Here is a 26449-nt window from a genome sequence, read left to right on the forward strand (position 1 = left end):
ACCAAGGATTTCCGTGGCTTTCAGCCATGTCGAAAAAAGATGGGCGCAGCAGGTTCAGACCCGTCGCGCCCATATATGCCATCCGTTTTTGCGGGGAATCGTCGAATCAAGCCTTTGAAAGGGCTTGAGAATCACGTCGGCCGATTCAGGCCAGCGGTTCCCCTTCCCAGATTTCGGTGTCGACCTGCGCCTGCGCCTCTCTGGGATAGCGCGGCCCCGACGGCGCATCAAAGGGGAAGAGCGCATCGACCGCCGCCATCAGCGCCTCCGGCCAGTCGCGCGACAGGGTAGCCAGATCCTCGTCCAGATGCGCGATGCTGGTGGTTCCGGGGATCGGCACGACATGGTCGCCCTTCGCCAGCAACCAGGCCAGACATAATTGGGCGGCCGTGCACCCTGCCTCCATCGCCAGCGCCTTGAGCTGATCGACCAGACGCAGGTTGGCTTCCAGATGGGGCGATTGGAAACGCGGCATTGCACCGCGAATATCACCGGGCAGCAGATTGGCCGCATTGGGATTGCCCGCCAGCAATCCGCGCCCGACCGGCGAGAAGGCAACGAAAGCGACATCCAGTTCCGCACAGGCATCGAGCACAGCCACTTCGGGATTACGCACCCAGGGTGAATATTCGGTCTGCATCGCAGCGATCGGATGCACCGCATGCGCGCGGCGCAGCGTCGCCGCCGACATTTCCGACAGGCCGATCGCGCCAATCTTTCCGGCTTCCCTCGCCCGGGCAAGCGCGCCGACCGATTCCTCGATCGGCACAGCAGGGTCGAGCCGGTGGAGATAATAGAGATCGATATGGTCGACCTTCAACCGACGCAGCGAATCCTCCAGCACCCGCTCGATCGCCGCCGGCGATCCGTTCAGCCCACGCTTGCCATCAATTTCCGCCAGCACGCATTTGCTCGCCAGGGTGAATTCCCCCCGCCGGTCCATCAGCGTGCGGCCCAGCAATTCCTCATTCGCGCCGAAGCCATAGAGCGCGGCGGTATCGAACAGGGTCACGCCGGCATCCAGCGCATGCCGAAGCAACCGCTCCGCCTCCGCCGCGTCGGGACGCGGCAGATAGGCGTGGGACAGGTTCATGCAGCCAAGGCCGATGGCCGAGACGGTGAAGGGGCCGATCTTGCGGGTGGGAAGGCTCGTCATCTCTACAGGGGCAATCCTACATAATTTTCCGCGATCGTGGTCTGCGCCGCGACCGAGGACGCGATATAGTCGAGGTCGGCGACCTGCATCCGGCGATCAAACGCATCGCTATCGGGGAAGCGGTGCATCAGCTTCGTCAATTGCCATGAGAAGCGTTCGGATTTCCAGACGCGGGCCAGCGCCTTGTCCGAATAGCCGGCCACCGCGTCGCTGTCATGACGTTTGATGTAGCCGGTCAGCGCCTGCGACAGATAATAGACGTCCGACATGGCCAGGTTCAGCCCCTTCGCACCGGTCGGCGGCACGATATGCGCGCTGTCGCCCGCCAGCATCAGCCGGCCATGGCGCATCGGTTCGAACACGAAGCTGCGCAGCGGTGCGATCGATTTTTCCAGCGCCGGGCCGCGGGTGATATGCGCGGCCGCTTCCGGCCCCAGCCGGGTCGCCAGTTCATCCCAAAGCCGATCGTCGGGCCATTCTTCGATCTTCTCGTCCAGCGGCACCTGAATATAATAGCGGCTGCGCGTTTCCGACCGCATCGATGCCAGCGCAAAGCCACGCTCGTGATTGGCATAGATGAGTTCATGGTTGCAGGGCGGCACATCGGCCAGAATGCCGAGCCAGCCGAAGGGATAGACCTTCTCATAGGCCATCGCCACCGAAGCCGGAATCGCCTTGCGCGACGGGCCATGGAAGCCGTCGCAGCCGCACAGGAACTGGGCGTCGATCCGGTGAGTCGCGCCATCCTTGCTATAGGTAAGATATGGCGCATCGCTCTCGACATCATGCAGCGCCACGTCCGCCGCCTCATAGATGATCTCCAGCCCCCGTTCGGGCGCCGCTTCCATCAGGTCGCGGGTCACTTCGGTCTGGCCATAGACCATCACCTGCCGCCCCGTCAGCTCCGCGATATTGATGCGGATCAGCCGCTCGCCATCGGCAAGGTGAAAGCCATCATGCGGCAATCCTTCGGCATGCATGCGCGCGCCCAGACCCAACCGGTCCATCAGGTCGGTGGTGGTGCGCTCCAGCACGCCCGCGCGAATGCGGCCCAGCACATAATCGGGTGAGGCCCGCTCGACGATCACAGCTTCAATGCCCTCGGCACGCAGCAGATGGCCGAGCATCAGCCCGGCGGGGCCAGCGCCGACGATGGCGACTTGCGTTTTCATGCTATCCTCTCCAGTCCATATGGAATGGAGGCGATGATGCCCCGCGCGCCACGGCGCGCCCATGGCCGGATCATCTTATGACTTGGACGATCGATCAACCCTGGCAGAAGGAAACTCGCCTCCCTCCCTCCAAAACTAGCGGATATCCCGCAGATGCTGGTTCTCAGCCATGGATGATGCGCCCGCGCACCCTTCAGGCCGCCGGCAGCGTCACCACGCTGTCGGGCGCATCGCGCAGGCGCAGATAGAGTTTGCCATCCTGCGGCGCAGGCGCCTTGAGCGCCGACCCGGTATAGCCCTGTGCCACCTGTGCCGCCTGGTCGAGCGCCGGCGTCGCACCCACCGCATCGATCAGGAACAGGTCGCGTCCCTTGATGGTGCAGCCCGCCGCCTTTTCCTCGCAGGCCACCGCCTCGATCTGCGGCAGCCGTGCCAGTGTCACCAGGGGTTGCCAGTCGCTGACCTCGGCGCCGCGCAGCAGGCGAAAACGCAGCGGTCCGAACAGGGATGGCGCCATGATCCTGGGGTTCAGCGTCGCCACCATCACCTTGGGGCCTTCCAGCCGAAGCCCGTTGGCTGCGGTCAGCCGGATCGGCGCTGCCTCTTCATCGGCAGGCGCCACCTCAATCATGTCGCTGGCGCTCAGCTTCGTCCCTTCGCCGGCACGGACCGAAAAGACCAGCTGGCCATTGTCCGGCAACAGATTGTCGCCATTCAGCGCCAGCGCCTTGCCATTTGCAGGCGGCGTGCCCAGGCTGATATCCTTGCTCAACAACCCAACTTGCGGCCGCGCCGCTGCCACCGTCACGGAAAGGCTCACATTGCGTCCGTCACGCAAACGGATGCGCGCGCTCGCTTCGCTGCCGGCTTCACCCGCACCGCTGTCGCCCTGCGCCACCAGCCGCAGCCGATCGACCGATCCGTCGCGGGTCAGTCCATCCGGCCGCAACGTCAGGCCGCCGACATCCACGCTTTCCACCTGATCCAGCCGCTGCCCGGACAGCAGCGCCGCCTTGTCCCCCGCGTGGATCAGCATCCCGTCCAGCCGGCTCGCCTGCGCATAGCTGCGCACCGCCACCGCCGCAGGCTGGGCGACGCCCTGATATTTGACCTCGATGCTCAGCGCGCCGGGCTTCCGGTCCGCCAGCGGCACCGTCAGCGCCAGTGCATCGCGCCCCTGCACCTTCCATTCGACCGGTCGGGGCACGCCATCACCCTGCCGAATCATTACGCTTTCAACACAGGCGGGCGCGCCGCCCTTCAACACCAATCCATTGTCGCGGCCAACGACCAAGGCAGCAGCGTCGCCTTCGACCGACCAGGCTCCGCCATCGGGCATCTGCAACATGAAGTCCGGCCCCTCGAACCGATCGAAGCCCCAGCGGCCATAAAGATGCCCCTCGACGCTGCCCTTGAAGGCGGGCGGCAGGCCAGCGCCCGTCAGCACATAGCCGCCCCGGTCGGCGCGCGCTTCCACCGGCACTTCCACCGTCTCGCCCGATGCCGCCTTGAGTGCAAGTTTCACGTCGCGGGCATAGGTAGTGGAAAAGATCAGCGGCGCGCCTTCGACCGGCAGCACCGTGCCCGCCCGTGCGACGCAGACCGGCGCATCGCCTACGCGGCGTAGACGCGGCGGGCTGTCCGCTTCGATCGCCGGCATGGCGACGACCATCACCGACTTGGGTTTCTGGAAGGACGGCGCGGCGTTCAGCAGCAGCGACATGCCCTCGGGCTTGCGCACGCTCAGCGTCGGCAGATAGTCGAATTGCGGGCTGCTGAACGCGCCGAATATCTTCGCAATGTCGCGCACCACACCGATATAGGGGCTGTAAAAGCCATAGCCCGCCTCGCGCGTCGACGCGAGTTGCATGGCAAGGTCGGTGGGCGCGCCCGTCAGCGTCTCGGCCAGCGAACTGCTATGCACATCCGCCAGTACCAGCGACTCCCGATTGTCGAGCAGGCAGGATGCCTGCATCTCGACCACCTTCGACAGGCAATCCTCGTTCAGCTTGATTGACAGGCTGCGCGCCAGCGTCGGCGCAACGCTGCGCAGATATTCGGGATGGCTGTTTTCCTGCGCCTTGATCGCCACCATGAAGGCGTCCAGCCGTGACCGGTCGAGCGAAGCCTGGTTGAGATCCTGCGTCGCCCGCACGAACTCACCCGGCTTGCCCCGGACGGCATCGGACAACACGCCTTCCGCCCCGCCGGTATCGGGCACCAGGAACAGAACCATCTGGCGCGCGCCCTTGGGCACGGTCAGGACCAGCGCCTTGTCCTTGTCCTTCTTCTTCCATGTCTCGGCGAATTGCACCCAATCCTTTGGCGGCGGATTGGTCGCGCCGCGCAGGAAGGCCGACACCAGAATGAACCGCGCGCCCTGATCGGTCGGCAGATCCGCCTCGACCGACAGTCGATCGCCTTCGGACAGGCTCGGTACCTGCGCGATCGGCAGGCTCTGGTCGCCACGCATCACCAATATGTCGAGCGCCGGCCCCGGCATTTCGAACGGCGCCGGTTCGGCCGCGCCCAGAGAAGCGGGCGCCAGCATCGCCAAAGCAAGCGCACCCGCAGCATAGCGGGCAGTTCGCGTCATCCTGTCGATCGGCAATGGCGTCATCTGTTCGTCCGGTATCCTGTTGGCGCGACCCTGCATGCGCCTTTCCCACATGGGCCGGCACAAGCCAAGAGTGGAAGGGTAACGCCTCGCCCGGCCAGCGGTTCACTCCGCGCCCGCTTCGCCTTCCTCGGCGATCAGGCGCAGCGCTTCCCGCAGCAGGGAAATGTCCCTGCCGGCCAGCAACCGTTCGAACCGCGCTTCATGCGCATCCATGATGGCGTCGACCTGCGCGCGCAGCTGCTCGCCCGCCGATGTCAGCGACAGCGCCAGGCTCCGTCCATCGACCGGCGATTTCTCGACCAGTCCCCGCCCGGCCAGCGCCGCGATCAGCGGCACCATATTGGCGCGCTTGATGCCCAGCATCCGCCCGATATCGCTCTGGATACAGCCCGGATTGGCGCCGACCAATATCAGGATCGTCCCCTCCACCGGCCGCAGCCCGATCTCCGCCAGCGCGACGCCCAGACCGGCCATCATCGCGGCCGATGCCCGACGCAGCATATAGCCCAGGCGCGGCGCCACCGGGTCTGTCAGGCGATCGGCAAGGGGGGGGGGCTTGTCCATATATCCGGCAATAATGTTATTGCTCAGAACAATCAACATTGCTATGTTTCATAACAATAAGAAGGAGCCAGGATATGCCTGCATCGGAAATTTCCCTGCTGATCGGCGGCGAATCGCACGCCACGGCTGCCACGTTCGAACGCACCAATCCGGTTACGGGCGCGGTCGCCACCCGCGCATCGGCCGCCAGCGTCGATGACGCCATTGCCGCCGTGGATGCGGCGCAGGCCGCTTTCCCCGGCTGGTCGGCCCTTGGCCCCAATGCCCGCCGCGCCGCCCTGATGAAGGCCGCCGACGCGCTGGACGCAAGGGCCGCCGACTTCGTCGACGCGATGATGGAAGAAATCGGCGCGACCGAAGGCTGGGCCCGCTTCAACCTGATGCTGTCCAGTTCCATGGTGCGCGAAGCCGCAAGCCTCACCACCCAGATCGGCGGAGAGGTCATCCCGTCCGACAAGCCCGGCTGCATCGCCATGGCGATCCGCGAACCGGCCGGCGTCGTATTGTCCATGGCCCCGTGGAATGCTCCAATCATCCTTGCCACCCGCGCCATCGCCGTGCCGCTCGCCTGCGGCAATACGGTCGTGCTCAAGGCGTCGGAACAATGCCCCCGCACCCATGGCCTGATCGTTCAGGCCTTCATCGAAGCCGGACTTGGTGGCGGCATCGTCAACCTCATCACCAACGCGCCGCAGGACGCCGCCGACGTGGTCGGCGCGATGATCGATCATCCGGCCGTCCGCCGCGTCAACTTCACCGGCTCCACCTCCGTGGGCCGGATCATCGCGAAGCGCTGTGCTGAAAATCTCAAGCCAGTGCTGCTCGAACTGGGCGGCAAGGCGCCCCTCATCGTTCTGGAGGACGCCGATCTGGACGAAGCGGTGAAGGCCGCTGCCTTCGGTGCCTTCATGAATCAGGGTCAGATTTGCATGTCGACCGAACGGATCATCGTGGTCGACGCTGTTGCCGACGCCTTTGCGGAAAAATTCCGGGCCAAGGTCGCCACCATGGCCGTGGGCGATCCGCGCGAGGGCAAGACTCCGCTCGGCGCCGTGGTCGATACGAAGACCGTCGCCCATGTCCAGTCGCTGATCGCCGACGCGCTGGCATCGGGCGCAACGCAGCTGAACGGCGGCGACGCGGACGGCGTCCTCATGCCCGCCCATGTCATCGACGGCGTCACCCCGGACATGAAGTTGTTCCGCGACGAAAGCTTCGGCCCCGTCGTCGGCATCATTCGCGCCCGCGACGAAGCCCATGCGATCGATCTTGCCAACGACACCGATTATGGCCTGTCCGCTTCGGTCTTCACCCGCGACACCGCGCGCGGGCTGAAGGTCGCACGCCGCATTCAGTCGGGCATCTGCCACATCAACGGCCCGACCGTGCATGACGAAGCGCAGATGCCCTTCGGCGGCACCAAGGCATCGGGCTACGGCAAGTTCGGCGGCCGTGCCGGCATCGACAGCTTCACCGAACTGCGCTGGATCACGATGGAAACCGAGCCCGGCCACTACCCGATCTGATTGACCCCATTTCCCAATCCCGTTCGGGCTGAGCCTGTCGAAGCCCCTTCCTCATCTTCGCAAAACGCGCCCTTCGACAGGTTGAGGGCCAACGGATCAAAAGGACATATAGCCATGACCACCATCCTGCATGTCGACGGCGTCGACCAGACCGAACTCGAAACCGTCGCCTACACCGTCGAAGACGGCGTCGCCTGGGTCAGCTTCAACCGGCCGGACAAGCGCAACTGCATGTCGCCGCGCCTCAACCGCCAGATGATGCGCGTGCTCGATGAGCTGGAATATCGCACCGATGTCGGCGTCCTCGTCCTGACCGGCGAAGGCACCGCCTGGTCGGCAGGCATGGATCTCAAGGAATATTTCCGGGAAACCGAAGCGCAGGGTCTGGCCGGTACGCGCGGCGCACAGCGCGAAAGCTATGGCTGGTGGCGCCGCCTGCGCTGGTACCAGAAACCGACCATCGCCATGGTCAATGGCTGGTGCTTTGGCGGTGGCTATGGCCCGCTCTTCGCCTGCGACCTCGCCTTCGCGGCCGAAGAGGCACAGTTTGGCCTGTCCGAAATCAACTGGGGCATCCTGCCCGGCGGCGGCGCGGCCAAGGTCGCGACCGAACTCACCAATTTCCGCAACGCCATGTATCATTCGCTGATGGGCGAAAATGTCGATGGCAAGAAGGCCGCTGAATGGGGTTTCGTCAACGAAGCGCTCCCGCTCGACCAGCTCAAGGCCCGCGTCTCCGACGTCGCGCAGAAGCTGCTGACCAAGAATCCCGTGGCCTTGAAGGCGACCAAGGACGCCGTCCGCCGTGTCCGCGAAATGACCTATGACAATGCCGAGGATTATCTGATCCGCGCACAGGAATCGGCCAACAGCTTCGACAATGACGGCCGCAAGGAAGGCATCAAGCAGTTCATCGACGACAAGACATACAAGCCGGGCCTCGGCGCCTACGACAAGTCGAAGCAGAGCGCCTGACCTGCACGATCGGGCCGCTCCCACAGGGCGGCCCGCACTGCTATAACCAAAAAAATCGCAAAAGGAGAGGATATGAGCCAGGATTTGCCCCGTCGAAGCCTGTTGAAGGCCATGCCCGCCCTGACCCTCGCCAGCGTCGCAACCCCGGCCGCGGCATCCGACACGCTTGCCGTGCCGCCGCTGACCCTCGCCATGCGCCTGCGTGTGCTGATCGGCGCGCCGCAGGAACTGGGCATGGTGGATGGCGTGCGCAAACGGGTGATCCCCATCACCGGCGGCAGCGTCGATGGCCCGCGCCTCACCGGCAAGATATTGCCCGGCGGCGCCGACTGGCAATCGATCCGGGCGGACGGCACCGCCGACATCCTGGCGCGCTACACGATCGAGGCCAGCGACGGCACGCTCATCTCCATCGTCAACCCCGGCTATCGCCACGGCCCCGCGCCGGTGCTGGCCCGCATCGCGGCGGGCGAGGTGGTCGATCCCGCCCTCTATTATTTCCGTACCGCCCCACGCTTCGAGGTGGCAGGCGACAGTCCCCACGGCTGGCTCGGTCGTACCGTGTTTCTGTGCACCGCCGCGCGCTACAAGGATCATGTCGCGCTGGACATTTTCGCGGTCGGCTGACACGCACATCAGCATAAGAATTTGACGACAGGAGCAGGCATGACCGACATCAGGCGACAGTTGGACGAAGCGCCCATGGGCCGGCTCCAGATCGCGGCGATCATCCTGTGCATCCTGCTGAACGCGCTGGACGGGTTCGACGTGCTGGCGATCAGCTTCGCCTCGCCCGGCATCGCGAAGGAGTGGGGGATTGATCGCGCCGCGCTCGGTCTCGTCCTCTCGATGGAACTGATCGGCATGGCGGTGGGATCGGTTCTGCTTGGCAACCTTGCCGACCGTATCGGCCGGCGCCCCACCATATTGGGCTGCCTCGTCGTCATGGCGGCGGGCATGGCCGCCGCAACGCAGGCCTGGGATGTGCTGTCGCTCTCCGCCATCCGCCTTCTCACCGGCCTTGGCATCGGCGGCATGCTCGCCTGCACCAATGCCATGGTTGCCGAATTGTCCAACGCCCGCGCCCGCAGCCTGGCCGTTGCGATCATGGCGGCGGGCTATTCGGTCGGCGCCATCCTGGGCGGATCGGTCGCCTCGCAATTGCTGGTATCGGGTGGGTGGCGCGACATCTTCCTGTTCGGCGGCATCGTTACCGCCATCTTCCTGCCCGTTTCGCTCTGGCTGCTGCCCGAATCGATCGGCTTCCTGCTGCAAAAGCGCCCCGACGGCGCGCTCGCGCGCATCAACCGCCTGCTCGCCCGTATGGGCCATGCCCCTGCTGACGCCCTGCCCCCTGCCGACAGCAGCGCACCTGAACCGGCCTTCGCCACCCTCTTCGCGCCCGGCCTTGCCCGCACCACCATCCTGCTGACGCTCGCCTATTTCTGCCACATCATGACCTTCTACTTCATCCTGAAATGGGTGCCCAAGATCGTCGTGGACATGGGTTTCGCGCCATCGGCGGCAGGCGGCGTGCTGGTCTGGGCCAATGTCGGCGGCCTCATCGGTTCGCTGCTGCTCGGCGCGCTCAGTTGGCGCCTGCCGGTGCGCGGCCTCGTCATGGTTGCGATGGTCGCCTCGACAATCATGGTCACCGTCTTCGGGCAGGGGCAAACGACACTGGCGGGCCTCAGCCTCGTCGCCACCTGCGCAGGCTTCTTCACCAACGGCGCGGTGGTCGGCCTCTATGCGCTGGTCGCCCAGTCCTTCCCCACCGCCGTGCGCGCCGGCGGGACCGGCATCGTCATCGGCATCGGCCGTGGCGGCGCGGCGCTCGGCCCGATTCTTGCCGGCTTCCTCTTCACCCTCGATTTCGGTCTGCCTCTGGTCGCGCTGGTGATGGCGCTGGGATCGCTGATCGGCGCGGCCCTGCTCATGGGGCTGCGCGCCCGCCCTGCCTGAACCCTTGTCCACGGACGGGAACAGGCGCATGGATGGACGATCCATCATGTCGACCGCGCCCGTCCCCAGCTTCTACCTCTATGGCGAACCGCAGCGTAGCGTTGCGGAAGGCTTCGTCCATGTCGAAAGCCTCGACGATCGCTCCCGCCCGAGCGAATGGACGATCCGCCCACATGTCCATCGCGATCTCAACCATATCATCCTGATCGCGCAGGGCGGCGGCGCGATGCAGGCGGAGGCGGCGCAGGTGAGCTTCGACGCGCCCTGCCTGCTCCTGATCCCCGCCGGCATCGTCCATGGCTTCAGCTGGCACAGCGAATCCAGCGGCCATGTCACCACCATCGCCGATTCCTATCTGCGCCACCTGATCGCGCGCGACGCCGATCTCGCCCCGCTGTTCGCCCACCCCCAGGCGGTGCCCCTGCCCCCTGCCGAAGGCGACGCCGCGCAAACCGCCATCACCCGCATGGCGCAGGAACTGGGCTGGTCCGGCCCCGGTCAGCGCGCCGCCGTCGAATCCGCGCTGCTCTCGCTGATGGTGCTCGCGCTGCGCCATGCCCCCCTGACGCAGGCGGCCCGCCCCGGCACCGCGCGGCAAGCTGCCCTCGTCGCCCGCCTGCGCGAACGCATCGAACAGCGCTTTCGCCAGCGAGAATCCGTATCGGACCATGCCCGCGCACTCGGCACCAGCCTCACTGCCCTGCGTCAGGCCTGCGCCCATGTGGCCGGCAGTTCCCCAGCCCAGATGCTCGATGACCGCGCCTTGTTGGAGGCGCGCCGCCTGCTGCTCTATTCGCAATTGTCGGTGGCGGAAATCGCCTATGCGGTCGGCTTTGAAGACCCCGCCTATTTTTCGCGCTTCTTCACCCGCCATGTCGGCCAGCCGCCGCGCGACTGGCGTGCCGCGCGCGACGGTTGACGCCGCCGGCAACGGCCCTAAATGTCCGCCCATGACGGCGGACAAGCTCATCGACCTGCTGGTGGCCCGGCTGCTGCGCGACCATGGCAAGAGCAAGCATCACTGGCGCAAGGCGATCGGCCCGCTGCGCATCTACAGCCGCGACACCCATCCCCATTGCAATTGGAACGCGACGCCGACCGGCAGCTTTCAGGATGTAGCGCTGATCGAAACTCTGCTGGATGACCTGCGCATGGCGCATCCGCTGCTGAACGCGTAACAAAGAGGAAGGGCGCAGCGGACTGATCCGCCACGCCCTTCCTGCGACCCCGAAGGAAACTTGCCGATCAGCCGAGCTGCGTTTCCAGTTCACCCAGCACACGATAGCAGTCGAACACCTTGGCGACGCTCGAATTGGGATCGCGGCCTTCACGGATCGCGCTGATGAACTCACGATCCTGCAACTCGATGCCATTGTTCGACACGGCAACACCGGCCAGGTCGATCGGCTCTTCCTTGCCGTTCACCAGATCGTCGTAGCGCGCGATATAGGTGTCGGTATCGCCGATATAACGGAAGAAGGTGCCGAGCGGCCCGTCATTGTTGAAGGACAGCGACAGGGTGCAGATCGCATCCGTCTCGCTCTTCAACTGGATCGACATGTCCATGGCGATGCCCAGTTCCGGATGGATCGGCCCCTGCATGGCATGCGCCGACACGATCTTGCCCGCCTGATAGGCGAACAGATCGACCGTGTGCGCGGCATGGTGCCACAGCAGATGATCGGTCCAGGACCGCGGCTCGCCCTTTGCATTGATATTCTTGCGACGGAAGAAATAGGTCTGCACGTCCATCTGCTGAACGTTGAATTCGCCGGCCTTGATGCGGTTGTGGACGAACTGGTGCGACGGGTTGAAGCGGCGGGTATGGCCGACCATGCAGGTCAGGCCCGTTTCCTGCTGCTTGGCCAGCACCGCCTGCGCATCCTTCCAGCTGTCGGCCAGCGGAATCTCGACCTCGACATGCTTGCCTGCGTCCATGCAGGCGATCGCCTGTGCCGCGTGCATCTGGGTCGGCGTGCACAGGATCACCGCGTCGACATCGTCGCGCGCCAGCGTCTCGCTGAGGTCGGTGGTCACATGGCCGATGCCATATTTCTCCGCGACCTTCTTGGTCGCTTCCAGTTCGCGACCGATAATCGAGGTGACGGTTACGCCGTCGATATTCTTGAGGCCATCAAGATGCTTTTCGCCAAAGGCGCCGGCACCGGCCAGGGCAATACGCATGGAAAACTCCTTGTTCTTCTCCCCTCCCTTTCAAGGGAGGGGTCGGGGGTGGGTGCGAACGAAGCGAGCCGCGCCGATTGTTGAAAGAGAAAGGCCTATTCCGCCGCGATCGCCGTCACATCGCTGCCGGTCATGTCCAGCCCTTCGCCATTGTCGGGACGCAGCACCATATGGCCGATCGCCGTGTTGGAGCAGGGCACATGATAATGACGGTGCAGCATGCGGGTGCTCTTGCCGAGCGCCCCGCGCATCACCAGCCACATCACCATCTCAATGCCTTCGCTGCCGGTTTCGCGCAGATATTCGATATGCGGGATGCGGCGCAGATGGTCGCTGTCGCCGATCAGCCCGTCCAGGAACATATTGTCCCATTCCTTGTTGATCAGTCCCGCGCGCGGCCCCTGCAACTGATGGCTCATGCCACCCGTGCCCCAGATCTGGACGTTCAGATCCTCGGGGAAGCTCTCGACCGCCTTGCGGATCGCCTCGCCCAGCGCCCAGCAGCGATTGCCCGACGGCGGCGGATAGGTGACGACATTGACGGCCAGCGGCACGACCTTGCACGGCCAGGCGTCGGGCTTGCCGAACATCATGGAAAGCGGCACGGTCAGGCCATGATCGACGTCCATCTCATTGATGATGGTCATGTCGAACTCATCCAGGACCAGGCTCTGCGCCATGTGCCAGGCAAGGTCGGGATGCCCCTCCACGTCCGGCACCGCGCGCGGCCCCCAGCCCTCGTCAGCCGACTTGTAGCGCTCGCCACAACCGATCGCGAAGGTCGGGATGATCTTCATGTCGAAGGCGGAGGCATGGTCGTTATAGACCAGAATGACGACATCGGGCTTTTCGGCCTCTTCCCACGCGCGGGTCCAGTCGTATCCGGCGAAGATCGGGCCGAAATAATCGTCGCGATCCTTGCCGAAATCGGACGCCACACCCAGCAGCGGCACATGGCTCGACGCCACGCCAGCGGTAATACGCGCCATCTCAGCGATCCTCTTTCTTGGCGGCAGCGGCCGCTTCATTGGCCTTGATCGACCGCACACCTTCGGGCGAACGGCCACCCTGCATCATCATTTCGCGATATTCCGGGAATTTCATGTCGGTCATGGTGCTGACCGCTTCGGCGAACGGAATGCCATCGGTCGAAAACAGCTTCGACAGGAAATAGACATTGCCGCCTAGGTCCAGGCAGCGATTATAATCGCGTGCCAGCAGCGCCTGCTTCTGATCCTCGGTCAGCGGCCATTCGTCCATATAGGCGCGCTCGTCCGCCTTGAACTTCGCGCGATTCTCCGCGTTCATCAGGCTCATCGCGAACTGGTTGATATGATAGCCCTTGCGCGCCCGCGCGGCGGTGAAGACGCGCGTGCCGGGGATATCCTCCATCTCGGCCAGATATTCGTGAATGTCCTGATGCTTGGGATCTTCTGTTATCATAGTCCCCTCTCCTTCAATTGGGCGTCGAGGCGCGGGAAGACGCGGCGGGCATTGCCCTCGAAGATCGCGGCGCGCTCTTCGTCACTGATCTCCAACGCGTCGACATAGCGTTTGGTGTCGTCGAAATAGAATCCGGTGGTGGGGTCGATGCCGCGCACCGCGCCGACCATTTCCGATCCGAACAATATGTTCTTGTTTTCAATCACGTCTGCCAGCAGGTCGACGCCCGGCTGGTGATAGACGCAGGTGTCGAAGAAGATATTGTTCATCAGATGCGTCGACAGGTCGGGCTTCTTCAGCATGTCGGCCAGACCGCGATAGCGCCCCCAATGATAGGGCACTGCGCCGCCGCCATGCGGAATGATGAAGCGCAGCGTCGGGAAATCCTTGAACAGGTCGCCTTCAAGGAGCTGCATGAAGGCGATGGTGTCGGCGGCGATATAATAGCCGCCGGTCGCGTGCATCGCCGAGTTGCAGCTGCCCGACACATGGATCATCGCCGGCACGTCCAGCTCGACCATCTTCTCGTAGAAGGGATACCAATATGTGTCGGTCAGCGGCGGGTGGGTGAAATGGCCGCCGCCCGGATCGGGATTGAGGTTGCAGCCGATGAAGCCCAGTTCGTTGACGCAGCGCTCCAGTTCCGCGATCGAATTGCTCATGTCGGCCTTGGGCGACTGCGGCAGCATGCACACGCCGACGAAGGTTTCGGGGAACATCGCCACGACCCGCGCGATCAGGTCATTGCAGCGGATCGCCCACTCCTTCGCCACCGCCTCGTCACCGACATGCGGCGCCATCGCCGACGCGCGCGGGGAGAAGATGGTGAGGTCCGCGCCACGCTCCTTGATAAGGCGCAACTGGTTCGCCTCGATCGTCTCGCGGATTTCCGCATCGCTGATCTCGGGATAGGGCGGGCATGCCGTGCCCGCCTTGAACGCCGCCTTCTGCTCCTCACGCCAGGCGTCATGCCCCTTGGGCAGAACGGTATAATGACCGTGGCAATCGATAATCAGGCTCATCCGTCCTCGTCTCCGTCTCTATTTCTGCGCCATCCCTCTTTGCATCGTCACCCCGGCGACAGCCGGGGGCGCAGGCGATGGCGCGCCATGCTCATTTCATCGTCAACCAAGAGAAGAAATGGTCGCTTCTTCTTTTCCGACAATCCGCTCGATCTTCGCACCCAGCCCTTCGGGCGGTGCCTTCACTCCCAACGCGCCGATCGCGCGCTGGCGCTGCACCGTGCCGCGCGTCAGCATCGCGCCGGTGCCAAGGCCCTCCAGCGTCTTGGCCACTTCCTCCATCTCCGCCGCGCGGCGGCCGCCGTGGATCAGCATCCGGTCCAGATTATAGTCGGCCCGCGCGTTCCAGGGCTTGGCCTTCTCGCTCGCGTCGAGCGATGCCAGCACCTCGTCCAGTACATCGGCCGCCTGCGCCGCCAGCACACATTCGGCGGTCAGCGCCTCCAGCCCCTTTACCATCACCGACCGGATCATCTTGATCGAAGAGGCGCGGCCCACGGCCTCGCCCACCACGCGCCGCTTGGCAAACCCCATCGCGCCCAGCGCCGCCTCGGCCGCCTGCGCCTGCGCGCCGCTCAGCAGCAGGGGGACGTTCAGCCGCGCCGGATCGACCGGCGCCATCACCGCGACATCGACATAATGGCCGCCCGCCGCCTCGATCGCCACCGCCGCCGCCTGCTTGGTCTGCGGCGCCACGCTGTTCATGTCGCAAAAGAGCGCGCTCTGCGGCAGCAGCCCCGCCGCCGCCTGCGCCACGCCCGGCGCCTGGTCCGCCGTCACCAGCGACAGCACCAGCCGCGCACCGCTCAGCGCCTCGGCCAGCGTCGCGTTCTGCGTCACGCCCAGTCGTGTCATCGCATCGCCGCGCGTAGAATCGATGTCGAACGCGCACGCGCGCTCCCGCCACTCCCCCGCTTCCGCAAAGGTGCTGCCGGCTTCGCCAAATCCGATCAGGACGATATCGCTCTGCATCGCGCCTCTCTGTCGGAAGGATGCCGGGCGGACAAATCGGAACCGCTACGGTTCCATAAGCACAGGCTAAACATGATTAGAATTGCGCGCCTGCGGCCTGCCCCTCTCCTACCCGCCCCCAATTTTGACGCCGATCAAGGAAGCGGCCGGCCTTTCGCGCCTTTCCTGCGCCCATCGCGGCTCCCGCCGCCGCCCTTGAGGAGAGTGAAATGCGCGCAAATTCTGTGCGAGAGCAAATCCGCCCCCAGCCGATCGAAGGCACACCCATATTCGACGGCGCGATGGCCCAGCGCGGCTATGCGCTCAACGCCATGTGCTATTCCTTCAACGACGCCGCAAATCGTCAGGCCTTCCTCGCCGATGAGGATGGCTATTGCACCCGTTTCAGCCTGAATGCGCAGCAGCGCGACGCCGTCGCCCGGCGCAACGTCCTCGCCATGATCGAGGCCGGCGGCAACATTTATTATCTTGCCAAGCTGGCCGGTATTTTCGGCCTCAACGTCCAGGATGTCGGCGCGCAGCAGACCGGCATGAGCGTAGACGCCTTCAAACAGATGCTGCTCGATCAGGGAAAGGCTTGAACCATGGCGCAGATTGTCGGCGGCTATTTCACCAGCCATGTCCCCGCCATCGGCGGCGCGATCCATCGGGGCACACAGCAAAGCGACTATTGGAAACCCTTTTTCGACGGCTTCCCGGCAGTGCATGACTGGCTGGCGCAGGTAAAGCCCGATGTCGCGATCGTGTTCAGCAACGATCACGGCCTCAATTTCTTCCTCGACACGATGCCCATCTTCGCGGTCGGGGCGGCACCCGATTATCATAATGCCGACGAAGGCTGGGGCCTGCCGCTCTACAAGCCCTTTGCCGGCCACCCGGACCTGAGCTGGCATCTGATCGAGCGGCTGGTCGCGGACGATTTCGACATCACCTCCTGCCAGAAGATGCGGGTCGACCACGCGCTGACCATCCCGTTCGAACTGGCCTGGCCCGACGCTGCGGCCTGGCCGGTGCGGCTGGTGCCGGTTTCCATCAACACGGTGCAGCATCCCCTGCCCTCCGCCGCCCGCTGTCTCGCGCTCGGCCGCAGCATCCATCGCGCGCTCGCCGCCTGGCACGGGGACGAACGCATCGTCATCATCGGCACCGGCGGCCTGTCGCATCAATTGGACGGCGAAAGGGCGGGCTTCGTCAATCCCGACTATGACCGCTTCTGCCTCGACCATCTGGCCCGAGACCCCGAAGCGCTGACGCAAGACACTGTGCTGGACATCATCCGCAAGGCGGGGTCGCAGGGCGTGGAGGTGCTGAACTGGATCGCCGCGCGCGGCGCGCTGGGGCCAATGACGCGGGAAATCCACCGCAACTATCATATCCCCATTTCCAACACCGCTGCTGCGACGCTGCTGCTGGAACCGGCCTAGCCCCGCGCCACCGCATCCAGATCGGCAGCGAATTCGGCCTGCACGATGGTTGGCCGCCAGGATGCACGGGTGGTCATGCCGATCGACCGGCTCGGCGGCGCGATCGCCGCGTCGATCCGGCACAGCCACCCGGCTTCCAGCTCCACCGTCACCTGATCGGGCGACAACAGGGTCAGGAAATCATTGTCGATCAATAGCTGCCGGATCGTCATCACCGATCCCGACTCGATCGGCACCACCGGCAGCGCGATGCCCTGTTCCTTGAACAGCGCCTCCCAACTTTCGCGCAGCGGCGCGCCGGACGCGGCGATGATCCAGGGATAGCGCGCCAGTTCCGCCAGGTCGGGCCGCGTGCCCGCCAGCGGATGGCCCGCCCGCGCGATCACCACCGGCCGATCCTCGAACAGGGCGGTCTGCTCGAAATCGGCTTCCAGCAACGGCTGGCGCAGCGCCCCGATCATCATGTCGATGGCGCCGTTGCGCAGCGGTTCGATCAGCTCCCCGCGCGACCCTTCCAATATGGTAATGCGCACGCCCGGCCGTCGCCGCAGGAATCTGGACACGGCGGCCGGCAGCACCCGCGCCCGCGACAGCGGCATCGCGCCGATGGCGATGCTGCGCGTCTCATACCCTTTCAGCGCCGCCAGTTCGGCCAGCGCCGCCATCAATTCCACCCGCGCCAGCCGAAAGGCGCGCGCCATCCGCGCCCCGGTTTCGGTCAGCATCACCACCTTGCCCCGGCGCCGGACCAGCGGCCGGCGCAGCGACAGCCCCAGATCGTTGACCGCGCGATGCAGCGAAGGGATGGACAGGCCGGTGAGCGCACTGGCCGCCGGATAGCTGCCGGCATCGGCCAGCGCGATCAGCGCGCGGAACCGCGCCATGGTCACATGCGGGCTGGCAATATGGTCCAGCGCGCTGCGAAACCGCGGGACCAGCAACGCCCCCGCATCGGTCACGGTCATCCCGTCATGGCGCCGGTCGAACAGCGGTACGCCCAGCAACCCCTCGAAGCGCGCCAGCGCCTGGGTGATGGCCGGCTGGGTCAGGTTTACCGCCGCCGCTGCCGCGTTCATGGTCCCGCGATCGGCGATTTCCACGGTCGCGCGCAGGTGTCGCAGGTTGATCTCGGTCCAGTCCACATTGGCATGTTTAGTGAAAACTAATAGCTTGGCCAATATTCCTTTTTGCCCTTTGCACCGAACGGGTCCAGCCAGCAGCCTGTCAGTGCGCCACTTGCGCGCAGCCGTTTTCAAGGAGAAGGTCAACATGTCCGGCATCGTGGTCCAGAATATCGAACGGGCGGACCTCTCCGTCGTCGACGGCCTCGCCAAATGCGGCGTCGCCACCGTCCATGAAGCGCAGGGCCGCACCGGCCTGCTCGCCGCCTATATGCGCCCCATCTACAGCGGCGCCCGCATTGCCGGCAACGCCGTCACCATTTCCGCCGCCCCCGGCGACAACTGGATGGTCCATGTCGCGATCGAGCAGTTGAAGGAAGGCGACCTTCTCGTTCTCGCCCCCACCAGCCCCTGCACCGACGGCTATTTCGGCGACCTGCTCGCCACGTCGGCCCAGGCGCGCGGCTGCCGTGGCCTCATCATCGACGCGGGCGTGCGCGACGTGCGCGACCTCACGCAGATGAACTTCCCGGTCTGGTCGAAGGCTGTCCATGCGCAGGGCACAGTCAAGAACACGATCGGCTCGGTCAACGTCCCGGTCATCTGCGCCAACGCACTGGTCAATCCGGGCGATGTCATCATCGCCGACGATGACGGCGTGTGCGTCGTCCCTCGCGCCGACGCCGCCTCGGTGCTGGAAAAGGCGCAGGCCCGCGAAGCCGCCGAAGAAGCCAAGCGCGTCCGCCTTGCCGCCGGCGAACTCGGCCTCGACATCTACAATATGCGCCCCCGCCTCGAAGAAATGGGTCTGAAGTACATCTAAGCCTCATGGCTGTCGTGCGCCCCTCCCCGTTCGGTTCGCGCTTGTCGAGAACCATCGCGCAGGGTTCTCGACAAGCTCGAACCGAACGGAACCGTAGATGACAGCACATACCCAATCCCGCGTCATGTGGATGCGCGGCGGCACGTCGAAGGGCGGCTATTTCCTGACCGAGGATCTGCCTGCCGACACTGCCGCCCGCGACGCCTTCCTGCTGCGCGTCATGGGCTCGCCCGACCCGCGCCAGATTGACGGCATGGGCGGCGCCGACCCGCTGACCAGCAAGGTCGCCGTCGTGAAGACGTCCGAGCGGGAGGGGGTCGACGTCGACTATCTCTTCCTCCAGGTCTTCGTCGACAAGGCGGTCGTTACCGACGCCCAGAATTGCGGCAACATCCTTGCCGGCATCGGCCCCTTCGCCATCGAGCGCGGGCTGGTCGCCGCGCAGGACGGCGAGACTCGCGTGGCGATCTTCATGGAAAATACCGGCCAGATCGCCATCGCCACGGTACAGACGCCCGGCGGCATCGTCCGCTATGATGGCGACGCCCGGATCGACGGCGTCCCCGGCAGCGCTGCCCCCATTCCACTGGAATTTCGCGATACCGCCGGCTCCTCCTGCGGCGCGCTGCTCCCCACCGGCAACCCCTTTGACGTTGTGGATGGCGTGCCCGTCACCCTGATCGACAATGGCATGCCCTGCGTCGTCATGAAGGCGCAGGATGTCGGCGTCACCGGCTATGAAGACCGTGACACGCTGGACAATGATGCGGCGCTCAAAGCGAAGATCGAGGCCATCCGCCTGGCCGTGGGCGAACGGATGAACCTGGGCGACGTCAAGGACAAGTCGGTGCCCAAGATGATGCTGGTCGCCCCGCCCCGCGATGGCGGCGCGGTCACCGTGCGCAGTTTCATCCCGCATCGCGCCCATGCCTCGATCGGCGTGCTCGGTGCGGTCAGCGTCGCCACCGCCTGCCTGATCGAAGGATCGCCCGCGGCGGAAGTCGCCGCGATCCCAGAAGGCAATCGCAAGACGCTGTCGGTCGAACATCCCACCGGCGAAACGACCTGCGTCATGGAACTGAACGATAGCGGCACGGTCACCAGCGCGGCCATGCTGCGCACCGCCCGTAAATTGATGGATGGCGTGGTTTTTTCCTGATCTACCCCCCCTGAGAACCGTTCGCCCTGAGCTTGTCGAAGGGCCGTTCTTCTTTTCAAGACGGGCCGGGCTTCGACAGGCTCAGCCCGAACGGAGTTTTGAGATATGACTCGTATCACATCATGGCACGGCAATCCGTCGAAGCCGTTTTACACCCCACCGGCCGGCGCGATCGACGCCCATTGCCATGTATTCGGCCCGATGGCGGATTTCCCTTTCAGCGCGAAGGCGAAATATCTGCCGGAAGACGCTGGCCCGGACATGCTGTTCGCGCTGCGCGACCATCTGGGCTTTGCCCGCAACGTTATCGTCCAGGCCAGCTGCCACGGCACCGACAATGCCGCCACGCTGGACGCCATCGCCAAATCGAACGGAAAGGCCCGCGGCGTCGCCGTGGTCGATCCGGCCATTTCGGACGCCGGTCTTGCCGCCCTGCATGATGGCGGCATCCGCGGCATCCGCTTCAACTTCCTGAAACGGCTGGTCGATGACGCGCCGAAGGACAAGTTCCTTGACGTCGCCAAGCGCCTGCCCGCCGGCTGGCATGTCGTCATCTATTTCGAGGCCGACATATTGGAAGAACTGCGCCCATTCATGGATGCCATCCCCGTCCCACTGGTCATCGACCATATGGGCCGCCCCGACGTGACGCAGGGGCCCGCCGGAACCGACATGAAGGCATTTCGCGCCTTCCTCGAAAGCCGGGATGATATCTGGTTCAAGGCGACCTGCCCCGACCGCCTCGATCCAACAGGCGATCCGTGGAACGCCTTTGCCGACGCGGTCGCGCCGCTGGTCGCCGACTATCAGGACCGCGTCCTGTGGGGCACCGACTGGCCGCATCCCAATATGCAGGACAATATTCCGGACGACGGCCACCTCGTCGACATGATCCCGCGCATCGCACCCACCGTCGAATTGCAGCGCAAATTGCTGATCGACAACCCGATGCGCCTCTATTGGCCGGAAGAATTATAATATATTGATATAAAAAGAAAAACGGCGCCAAATGGCGCCGTTTTTTTTTACCGATTAAACTGTCCAACTCGCTGTCGCGATTTCGTTGCCGACATCTGCCAGAGCAGATGTCAGTCGTCGATATTCCGACGAAACGTCTCCGGCAGGAACAGCAGGCCGACCACCACCGTCAGCGCGGCGATCACGACCGGATACCAGAGGCCGTAATAGATATCCCCCGTCGCCGCGACCATGGCGAAGGCGGTGGTCGGCAGGAAGCCGCCGAACCAGCCATTGCCGATATGATAGGGCAGCGACATCGACGTATAGCGGATGCGGCTGGGGAACAACTCGACCAGCATCGCCGCGATCGGACCATAGACCATGGTCACCAGCATCGCGAGCGCCCACAGGATCGCCACGACTGCGACCTTGTTGATCTGCGCAGTGTCCGCCTTGGCCGGATAGCCCGCGTCCTTCAGCCCCGTCTTCAACTGGTCCTGAAAGGCCGCAATCGCCGCCGTCTTGTTCTCGCCCGCCAGCGTGACGGGATCGGGCGCTGTAAAGCTGACCGCACCGATCTTCACGACCGCTGCGCTGCCAGCGGGCGCTTCGACATTGTCATAGCTGGCGCTCGCCTTGGCCAGATAGGTCTTGGCGATGTCGCAACTCGACGTGTCGAACTTGTTCTTGCCCACGGGATCGAACTGAAACGAACATTCCTTGCTGTTGGCGACGACGGTGATGGGTGCGGACGCCTGCGCCGCCGCCAGCGCCGGATTGGCGGCATTGGTCAGTGCGCCGAACAGCGGGAAATAGGTGATCGCCGCCAGCGCGCAGCCGCCCAGGATGATCGGCTTGCGCCCGATCTTGTCCGACAGCCAGCCAAAGACCACGAAGAAGGGCGTGGCCAGCGCCAGCGCGATCGCGATCAGGATATTGGCGGTCGCACCATCCACCTTCAGCGTCTTTTCCAGGAAGAATAGCGCGTAGAATTGCCCGGCATACCAGACCACCGCCTGCCCCGCGACCGCGCCCAGCAGCGCGATGATGACCCAGCGCAGATTGCCCCACTGCCCGAACGCCTCGGTCAGCGGCGCCTTGGACGTCTTGCCCTCTTCCTTCATCTTCTGGAAGACCGGGCTTTCGTTGAGCTGCAACCTTATCCACATCGACACACCCAGCAGGATGATCGAGATCAGGAAGGGCAGGCGCCAGCCCCAGGCAGCGAAGGCTTCTTCACCCAGCGCAAAGCGGAAGCCGATGACAACCAGCAGCGCCGCGAACAGGCCGAAGGTCGCCGTGGTCTGAATCCAGCTGGTATAGAGGCCGCGTTTCCCCTCCGGCGCATGTTCGGCGACATAGGTGGCCGCGCCGCCATATTCGCCGCCCAGCGCCAGCCCCTGCGCCAATCGCATGAGCAGCAGGATGATCGGCGCCGCTACGCCGATGCTGGCATAGCTTGGGAGCAGGCCGACAGCGAAGGTCGACAGGCCCATGATCCCCATGGTGACGAGGAAAGTGTTCTTGCGCCCGACCAGATCGCCGATCCGCCCGAATACCAGCGCGCCGAAGGGCCGCACCGCAAAGCCCGCCGCGAACGCCGCCAACGCGAAGATGAAGCCGGTCGTCTCGTTCACGCCCGAAAAAAATTGGGCGCTGATATAGGTAGCCAGCAGGCCGTAGAGATAGAAATCATACCATTCGAACACCGTCCCCAATGAGGACGCGGCGATGACGAGTTTCTCGTTCTGCGTCGCCGCATGGTGTTTCGGCTGGCCGTCGTCATAGGTCGTCGCCATAGCCCCTCTCCTTCTAGAATGTATATTTGGCCGCCATCTCAAGCCGATCCATCTGGCCCTTGAGGCCGCTGACGACTTCGCGTTGAGCATGACGATATTCGATGCCAAGGTCGAGATGCTCGACCGGCGACCAGAACAGGTTGCCCGCCAGGCTGTAGGCGGCCTTGTCCGCCAGCCCCGGCACCGTGAAATCGGACGGATAATAGGCCCGGTGATAGCCCGCCATGAAGGTGGAACGCAGGCTGTCGGTCCAGCCCAGCTTCACCGCCGCATAGCCCGACAGGTTGCTGACCAGCCCCAGCCGCTGCGTCTCCGTCGGATCGTCCACCACGTCGGCCACCGCGCCCAGCCCCAGATAGCGGCCGATACCACGGCCATAGGTAGCGAGCAGGCGCACATCATGCCGCCCCTGCGGACCGAAGGCGACGCGCGCCCCCCCGCTGACGCCCCAGCCCATCGCGCTATCATCCGGAGCACCGCCCTGTTCCTCACGATTCACGGACAGCATGCGCATCAGCCCGGCGACATGCCATTCCAGCGCCTTGCTCTTGTAGGCGAGCTTGGCCACCAGATCGGGCATGCGGTCATTATCATGGTCGACCAGCGCCGCCGCAGTCGGCGTCACCGTTTCGGTCTGCGGATTTTCCGCCGCCACATAGAGCGACAGATTGTCGGCCAGCGGCTGACGATATTGCGCGATCAGCTGGCGCACGAAGACCGTACCCTCCATCGGTCCCACGAAATCGGTGGTTTCGGGCAGCAGGCTGGGACTCTGGAAGGTCGTCCATTCCTGTCCCAGCAGCCAGTTGCCATAAGTGAAATAAGCGCGGCGCAGCGTCGGTGTATAGGGATTGGTCGCCCGTTGCGCCCCGGCCGGCGCGGTCGCCAGCCCGAAATCGAACTCGATATAGCTCTTGAGCACCTTGGTGCCGACAGGCGTTTCCGTCTCGAACGACAGCCGGCTCTGCCGGGCATGGCCGATCACATCGTGACTGCTGCGCCCCCCGACCGGGATCTGCTGCGGCAAATAAAATTCCTTGCCCAGCGCCCCGCCCGGCATCTCGCCATCGTCATAGCGGGTCGCGCTGCCCACCATCTTGACGAATCCACCCATCTTGAAGCTGGTGCCGCCGATCTGGAAACCCTCCGCCGCCGGCTTGTTTTCCAGCGCGGTGACGCGGCTGTCCGCCTTTTGGGCAATCTGTGCCGATACCTGCTGGTCAGCCTTTGCCGCCTGCAACTCGCCTTTCAGCGCCGTCACCGCAGCTTCCAGCTGGTTCAGTCGCGCTTCCAGTTCCGCTTCGCGCGGGGTCTGCGCCAGCGCGCCCGGCCCGGCGACCATGGTGGCCGCCAGCGCGCCGATCGCCGCACCGTTCCGCCAGTTTCGATAAGTCGGCCAATATGCCGACGTCACTAACTTCATCATGCCTCTCCGTGCCGGATGATCCCGTCTGCGCGGGGTTGGTGGCGATCCGGCTTGTGCCACCATCATGCGGACGGAGCCGGGTCGGAGAGAAGGCGGACCATGGTGCCAAAGACCCTCGACTTTGGTCGAGGATGGCGGTCCGCCCTTGCTACGATAGGCTGGGGCAAAGAGCTGGAGAGGTTCTCGACTATGAGCGAAACGCTATATCCCGTCCCTGCTGCCTTGGCCGCAGACGCCCGCATCACCGCACAGACCGCCGCCGGCATGCATGCCCTGAGCGCGACCGATCCCGACGCCTTCTGGCGCGAGCAGGCGCAACGGCTGGACTGGATCACGCCCTTTACGAAAGTGGACGAAAGCAGCTTTGACGAGGCCGATTTCGGCATCAGCTGGTTCGCCGACGGGCAGCTCAATGTCAGCGCCAACTGCATCGACCGCCATCTCGCGACCCGCGCCGACCAGCCCGCGATCATCTGGGAAGGCGACGATCCGTCCGAAAGCCGCATCATCACCTATGCCCAGTTGCATGAGGAAGTCTGCCGCTTTGCCAATGTGCTCAAAAGCCAGGGCGTACAGCGCGGCGACCGGGTCACGCTCTATCTCCCGATGATCCCTGAGGCCGCGTTCGCCATGCTGGCCTGCACGCGCATCGGCGCGGTCCATTCGATCGTCTTCGCCGGCTTCTCGCCCGACAGCCTCGCCAGCCGCATCCGCGACTGCGACTCCCGCCTCGTCGTCACCGCTGACGAAGGGCTGCGCGGTGGCAAGAAGGTCGCGCTCAAGGCGAATGTCGACGCCGCGCTCGATCATTGCACATCGGTCGAGAAGGTCATCGTCGTCCAACGCACCGGCGCCGACGTGGCGATGCGGGAGGGCCGCGACCTCTTCTACGGTCCCGCCCGTGACGCTGCCGCGACCGCTTACGCCCCCGAAGCGATGGGCGCTGAAGACCCGCTCTTCATCCTCTACACCTCCGGCTCCACTGGCACGCCCAAGGGCGTGTTGCATACGACTGGCGGCTATCTGCTCTGGGCGTCGATGACGCATGAACATGTGTTCGATTATCGCCCCGGCGATGTCTATTGGTGCACCGCCGATATCGGCTGGGTCACCGGCCACAGCTATGTCGTCTATGGTCCGCTGGCCAATGGCGCGACCACTTTGATGTTCGAAGGCGTCCCCAATTATCCCGATCACAGCCGTTTCTGGCAGGTTTGCGACAAATGGAACGTGTCGATCTTCTACACCGCGCCGACGGCGCTCCGCGCCCTGATGCGCGAGGGCGACGCCTATGTGCAGGCCGCTAGCCGCACCTCGCTGCGCATCCTGGGCAGCGTGGGCGAACCGATCAATCCGGAAGCCTGGGAATGGTATCACCGCGTCGTGGGAGAAGGACGCTGCCCGATCGTGGATACCTGGTGGCAGACCGAAACCGGCGGCATATTGATCGCCCCCCTGCCCGGCGCCACCGACCTTAAGCCCGGTTCGGCGACGAAGCCCCTGTTTGGGGTTCACCCCCTGCTGGTCGATGCCGAGGGGAAGACACTGGACGGTGCGACGGAGGGAAATCTCTGCATCGCCAAAAGCTGGCCGGGGCAGATGCGCACCGTCTATGGCGACCATGAACGCTTCTTCCAGACCTATTTCACCACTTACCCCGGCCGCTATTTCACCGGCGACGGCGCCCGCCGCGACGAGGACGGCTATTATTGGATCACCGGCCGGGTGGACGACGTCATCAACGTGTCCGGGCACCGCATGGGCACGGCGGAGATCGAAAGCGCGCTGGTCGCCCATTCCAAGGTCGCCGAAGCCGCCGTCGTGGGCATGCCCCACGCGATCAAGGGTCAGGGCATCTATGCCTATGTCACCCTCAACGCCAATGAAACGCCGTCGGACGAATTGCGCAAACTGCTCGTGGCCTGGGTCCGCAATGAAATCGGCCCGATCGCGACGCCCGACATCATCCAGTTCGCCCCAGGCCTGCCCAAGACCCGATCGGGCAAGATCATGCGCCGCATCCTGCGCAAGATCGCGGAAGGCGAAACCGGCGCGCTGGGCGATATTTCCACGCTGGCCGATCCGTCGGTGGTCGAAAAGCTGATCGCCGACAGCCAGTTGGCGCACGCCTGACAGGCCGT

At 64.6% G+C, this 26449-nt stretch carries 25 protein-coding genes (1 of these 25 only partly in view); 12 read left to right on the plus strand and 13 right to left on the minus strand.

The window, feature by feature from the left end; all coding sequences use genetic code 11:
• The 5 genes from ACNHGR_RS22655 to ACNHGR_RS22675 all read right to left on the minus strand — a co-directional run.
• Nucleotides 1-73: the beginning of a hypothetical protein gene (locus ACNHGR_RS22655; RefSeq protein ID WP_475289116.1), read on the minus strand. The gene continues 146 nt to the left of window position 1, outside the view; the window shows 73 of its 219 coding nt (coding positions 1-73); the start codon lies at nt 71-73; the stop codon falls past the left edge of the window.
• 72 nt (nt 74-145) lie between these two features.
• A complete protein-coding gene (locus tag ACNHGR_RS22660) occupies nt 146-1156 on the minus strand; it encodes an aldo/keto reductase (RefSeq protein ID WP_475289118.1) in 1011 nt (336 codons plus the stop codon).
• A 2-nt stretch (nt 1157-1158) separates the two neighbouring features.
• Nucleotides 1159-2328: a 4-hydroxybenzoate 3-monooxygenase gene (pobA, locus tag ACNHGR_RS22665; RefSeq protein WP_475289120.1), complete on the minus strand. Its 1170-nt coding sequence runs from the start codon at nt 2326-2328 to the stop codon at nt 1159-1161.
• Between the two features lie 193 nt (nt 2329-2521).
• Complete coding sequence (locus ACNHGR_RS22670; RefSeq protein ID WP_475289121.1) at nt 2522-4984, minus strand: hypothetical protein; 2463 nt, start codon at nt 4982-4984, stop codon at nt 2522-2524.
• A gap of 66 nt (nt 4985-5050) precedes the next feature.
• The gene (locus tag ACNHGR_RS22675; RefSeq protein WP_184274197.1) at nt 5051-5512 is read right to left on the minus strand and encodes a MarR family transcriptional regulator; all 462 of its coding nucleotides are present in this window, start codon (nt 5510-5512) and stop codon (nt 5051-5053) included.
• 74 nt (nt 5513-5586) lie between these two features.
• On the opposite strand from ACNHGR_RS22675, the gene ACNHGR_RS22680 reads away from it, so the two are divergent.
• The 6 genes from ACNHGR_RS22680 (at nt 5587) to ACNHGR_RS22705 (ending at nt 11153) form a co-directional block, all read left to right on the plus strand.
• Complete coding sequence (locus ACNHGR_RS22680) at nt 5587-7038, plus strand: aldehyde dehydrogenase (protein WP_475289123.1); 1452 nt, start codon at nt 5587-5589, stop codon at nt 7036-7038.
• Nucleotides 7039-7152: 114 nt separating this feature from the next.
• The gene (locus tag ACNHGR_RS22685) at nt 7153-8013 is read left to right on the plus strand and encodes a p-hydroxycinnamoyl CoA hydratase/lyase (protein WP_475289125.1); all 861 of its coding nucleotides are present in this window, start codon (nt 7153-7155) and stop codon (nt 8011-8013) included.
• 72 nt (nt 8014-8085) lie between these two features.
• A complete protein-coding gene (locus ACNHGR_RS22690; RefSeq protein WP_475289127.1) occupies nt 8086-8640 on the plus strand; it encodes a DUF3237 domain-containing protein in 555 nt (184 codons plus the stop codon).
• A 39-nt stretch (nt 8641-8679) separates the two neighbouring features.
• Nucleotides 8680-9975, plus strand: a complete 1296-nt coding sequence (locus ACNHGR_RS22695) for an MFS transporter (RefSeq protein WP_475289129.1) — start codon at nt 8680-8682, stop codon at nt 9973-9975.
• Nucleotides 9976-10021: 46 nt separating this feature from the next.
• On the plus strand, nt 10022-10894 hold the full coding sequence (locus tag ACNHGR_RS22700; protein WP_475289130.1) for a helix-turn-helix domain-containing protein: 873 nt from the start codon (nt 10022-10024) through the stop codon (nt 10892-10894).
• A gap of 31 nt (nt 10895-10925) precedes the next feature.
• Nucleotides 10926-11153: a hypothetical protein gene (locus ACNHGR_RS22705; RefSeq protein ID WP_184274205.1), complete on the plus strand. Its 228-nt coding sequence runs from the start codon at nt 10926-10928 to the stop codon at nt 11151-11153.
• A 67-nt stretch (nt 11154-11220) separates the two neighbouring features.
• On the opposite strand, the gene ACNHGR_RS22710 is transcribed toward ACNHGR_RS22705, so the two are convergent.
• The 5 genes from ACNHGR_RS22710 to ACNHGR_RS22730 form a co-directional block, all read right to left on the minus strand.
• Complete coding sequence (locus tag ACNHGR_RS22710) at nt 11221-12159, minus strand: Gfo/Idh/MocA family protein (protein WP_184274207.1); 939 nt, start codon at nt 12157-12159, stop codon at nt 11221-11223.
• A gap of 95 nt (nt 12160-12254) precedes the next feature.
• On the minus strand, nt 12255-13148 hold the full coding sequence (locus ACNHGR_RS22715; RefSeq protein ID WP_475289133.1) for a class III extradiol dioxygenase subunit beta: 894 nt from the start codon (nt 13146-13148) through the stop codon (nt 12255-12257).
• 1 nt (nt 13149) lies between these two features.
• Nucleotides 13150-13602, minus strand: a complete 453-nt coding sequence (gene ligA / locus ACNHGR_RS22720; protein ID WP_475289135.1) for a protocatechuate 4,5-dioxygenase subunit alpha — start codon at nt 13600-13602, stop codon at nt 13150-13152.
• Entirely contained in the window at nt 13599-14624 is a 1026-nt protein-coding gene (locus tag ACNHGR_RS22725) for an amidohydrolase family protein (RefSeq protein ID WP_475289137.1), read from the minus strand. The genes ligA and ACNHGR_RS22725 overlap by 4 nt, the downstream gene beginning before the upstream one ends.
• A gap of 102 nt (nt 14625-14726) precedes the next feature.
• On the minus strand, nt 14727-15596 hold the full coding sequence (locus ACNHGR_RS22730; protein ID WP_475289139.1) for a DUF1932 domain-containing protein: 870 nt from the start codon (nt 15594-15596) through the stop codon (nt 14727-14729).
• Nucleotides 15597-15805: 209 nt separating this feature from the next.
• Between ACNHGR_RS22730 and ACNHGR_RS22735 the strand changes: the two genes are divergently transcribed.
• Nucleotides 15806-16177: a protocatechuate 4,5-dioxygenase subunit alpha gene (locus ACNHGR_RS22735; protein ID WP_475289141.1), complete on the plus strand. Its 372-nt coding sequence runs from the start codon at nt 15806-15808 to the stop codon at nt 16175-16177.
• Between the two features lie 3 nt (nt 16178-16180).
• Nucleotides 16181-17020: a class III extradiol dioxygenase family protein gene (locus ACNHGR_RS22740; RefSeq protein WP_475289142.1), complete on the plus strand. Its 840-nt coding sequence runs from the start codon at nt 16181-16183 to the stop codon at nt 17018-17020.
• Here ACNHGR_RS22740 and ACNHGR_RS22745 read toward each other — a convergent pair.
• Nucleotides 17017-18162, minus strand: coding sequence for a LysR substrate-binding domain-containing protein (locus ACNHGR_RS22745; protein WP_184274899.1), 1146 nt, complete (start codon nt 18160-18162; stop codon nt 17017-17019). The two genes, ACNHGR_RS22740 and ACNHGR_RS22745, sit on opposite strands and share 4 nt — an antisense overlap.
• A 127-nt stretch (nt 18163-18289) precedes the next feature.
• On the opposite strand from ACNHGR_RS22745, the gene ligK reads away from it, so the two are divergent.
• From ligK to ACNHGR_RS22760, 3 genes are all read left to right on the plus strand, one after another.
• Entirely contained in the window at nt 18290-18964 is a 675-nt protein-coding gene (gene ligK / locus ACNHGR_RS22750) for a 4-carboxy-4-hydroxy-2-oxoadipate aldolase/oxaloacetate decarboxylase (RefSeq protein ID WP_184274222.1), read from the plus strand.
• A gap of 97 nt (nt 18965-19061) precedes the next feature.
• A complete protein-coding gene (locus ACNHGR_RS22755) occupies nt 19062-20123 on the plus strand; it encodes a 4-oxalomesaconate tautomerase (RefSeq protein WP_475289144.1) in 1062 nt (353 codons plus the stop codon).
• A gap of 105 nt (nt 20124-20228) precedes the next feature.
• Nucleotides 20229-21101 (plus strand): amidohydrolase family protein, encoded by an 873-nt coding sequence (locus ACNHGR_RS22760; RefSeq protein ID WP_475289145.1) that lies wholly within the window; start codon nt 20229-20231, stop codon nt 21099-21101.
• Nucleotides 21102-21211: 110 nt separating this feature from the next.
• On the opposite strand, the gene ACNHGR_RS22765 is transcribed toward ACNHGR_RS22760, so the two are convergent.
• A complete protein-coding gene (locus ACNHGR_RS22765) occupies nt 21212-22882 on the minus strand; it encodes an MFS transporter (protein WP_475289147.1) in 1671 nt (556 codons plus the stop codon).
• 13 nt (nt 22883-22895) lie between these two features.
• Nucleotides 22896-24308, minus strand: coding sequence for a DcaP family trimeric outer membrane transporter (locus ACNHGR_RS22770; RefSeq protein WP_475289149.1), 1413 nt, complete (start codon nt 24306-24308; stop codon nt 22896-22898).
• Nucleotides 24309-24497: 189 nt separating this feature from the next.
• On the opposite strand from ACNHGR_RS22770, the gene acs reads away from it, so the two are divergent.
• On the plus strand, nt 24498-26441 hold the full coding sequence (gene acs / locus ACNHGR_RS22775; protein ID WP_475289150.1) for an acetate--CoA ligase: 1944 nt from the start codon (nt 24498-24500) through the stop codon (nt 26439-26441).
• Nucleotides 26442-26449: the final 8 nt, after the last annotated feature.

The sequence above is a fragment of the Sphingobium sp. RS1 genome (assembly GCF_056156825.1).

What these genes read in the sequence shown, in the direction of transcription:
- ACNHGR_RS22670 (WP_475289121.1), bottom strand. Translation starts at nt 4,984, where the DNA reads ATGCAGGGTCGCGCCAACAGGATACCGGACGAACAGATGACGCCATTG.
- pobA (WP_475289120.1), bottom strand. Translation starts at nt 2,328, where the DNA reads ATGAAAACGCAAGTCGCCATCGTCGGCGCTGGCCCCGCCGGGCTGATG.
- ligK (WP_184274222.1), top strand. Translation starts at nt 18,290, where the DNA reads ATGTCCGGCATCGTGGTCCAGAATATCGAACGGGCGGACCTCTCCGTC.
- ACNHGR_RS22760 (WP_475289145.1), top strand. Translation starts at nt 20,229, where the DNA reads ATGACTCGTATCACATCATGGCACGGCAATCCGTCGAAGCCGTTTTAC.
- ACNHGR_RS22755 (WP_475289144.1), top strand. Translation starts at nt 19,062, where the DNA reads ATGACAGCACATACCCAATCCCGCGTCATGTGGATGCGCGGCGGCACG.
- ACNHGR_RS22695 (WP_475289129.1), top strand. Translation starts at nt 8,680, where the DNA reads ATGACCGACATCAGGCGACAGTTGGACGAAGCGCCCATGGGCCGGCTC.
- ACNHGR_RS22765 (WP_475289147.1), bottom strand. Translation starts at nt 22,882, where the DNA reads ATGGCGACGACCTATGACGACGGCCAGCCGAAACACCATGCGGCGACG.
- ACNHGR_RS22770 (WP_475289149.1), bottom strand. Translation starts at nt 24,308, where the DNA reads ATGATGAAGTTAGTGACGTCGGCATATTGGCCGACTTATCGAAACTGG.
- ACNHGR_RS22685 (WP_475289125.1), top strand. Translation starts at nt 7,153, where the DNA reads ATGACCACCATCCTGCATGTCGACGGCGTCGACCAGACCGAACTCGAA.
- ACNHGR_RS22680 (WP_475289123.1), top strand. Translation starts at nt 5,587, where the DNA reads ATGCCTGCATCGGAAATTTCCCTGCTGATCGGCGGCGAATCGCACGCC.
- ACNHGR_RS22660 (WP_475289118.1), bottom strand. Translation starts at nt 1,156, where the DNA reads ATGACGAGCCTTCCCACCCGCAAGATCGGCCCCTTCACCGTCTCGGCC.
- ACNHGR_RS22740 (WP_475289142.1), top strand. Translation starts at nt 16,181, where the DNA reads ATGGCGCAGATTGTCGGCGGCTATTTCACCAGCCATGTCCCCGCCATC.
- ACNHGR_RS22715 (WP_475289133.1), bottom strand. Translation starts at nt 13,148, where the DNA reads ATGGCGCGTATTACCGCTGGCGTGGCGTCGAGCCATGTGCCGCTGCTG.
- ligA (WP_475289135.1), bottom strand. Translation starts at nt 13,602, where the DNA reads ATGATAACAGAAGATCCCAAGCATCAGGACATTCACGAATATCTGGCC.
- ACNHGR_RS22700 (WP_475289130.1), top strand. Translation starts at nt 10,022, where the DNA reads ATGTCGACCGCGCCCGTCCCCAGCTTCTACCTCTATGGCGAACCGCAG.
- ACNHGR_RS22730 (WP_475289139.1), bottom strand. Translation starts at nt 15,596, where the DNA reads ATGCAGAGCGATATCGTCCTGATCGGATTTGGCGAAGCCGGCAGCACC.
- ACNHGR_RS22725 (WP_475289137.1), bottom strand. Translation starts at nt 14,624, where the DNA reads ATGAGCCTGATTATCGATTGCCACGGTCATTATACCGTTCTGCCCAAG.
- ACNHGR_RS22675 (WP_184274197.1), bottom strand. Translation starts at nt 5,512, where the DNA reads ATGGACAAGCCCCCCCCCCTTGCCGATCGCCTGACAGACCCGGTGGCG.
- ACNHGR_RS22735 (WP_475289141.1), top strand. Translation starts at nt 15,806, where the DNA reads ATGCGCGCAAATTCTGTGCGAGAGCAAATCCGCCCCCAGCCGATCGAA.
- ACNHGR_RS22690 (WP_475289127.1), top strand. Translation starts at nt 8,086, where the DNA reads ATGAGCCAGGATTTGCCCCGTCGAAGCCTGTTGAAGGCCATGCCCGCC.
- ACNHGR_RS22710 (WP_184274207.1), bottom strand. Translation starts at nt 12,159, where the DNA reads ATGCGTATTGCCCTGGCCGGTGCCGGCGCCTTTGGCGAAAAGCATCTT.
- acs (WP_475289150.1), top strand. Translation starts at nt 24,498, where the DNA reads ATGAGCGAAACGCTATATCCCGTCCCTGCTGCCTTGGCCGCAGACGCC.
- ACNHGR_RS22705 (WP_184274205.1), top strand. Translation starts at nt 10,926, where the DNA reads ATGACGGCGGACAAGCTCATCGACCTGCTGGTGGCCCGGCTGCTGCGC.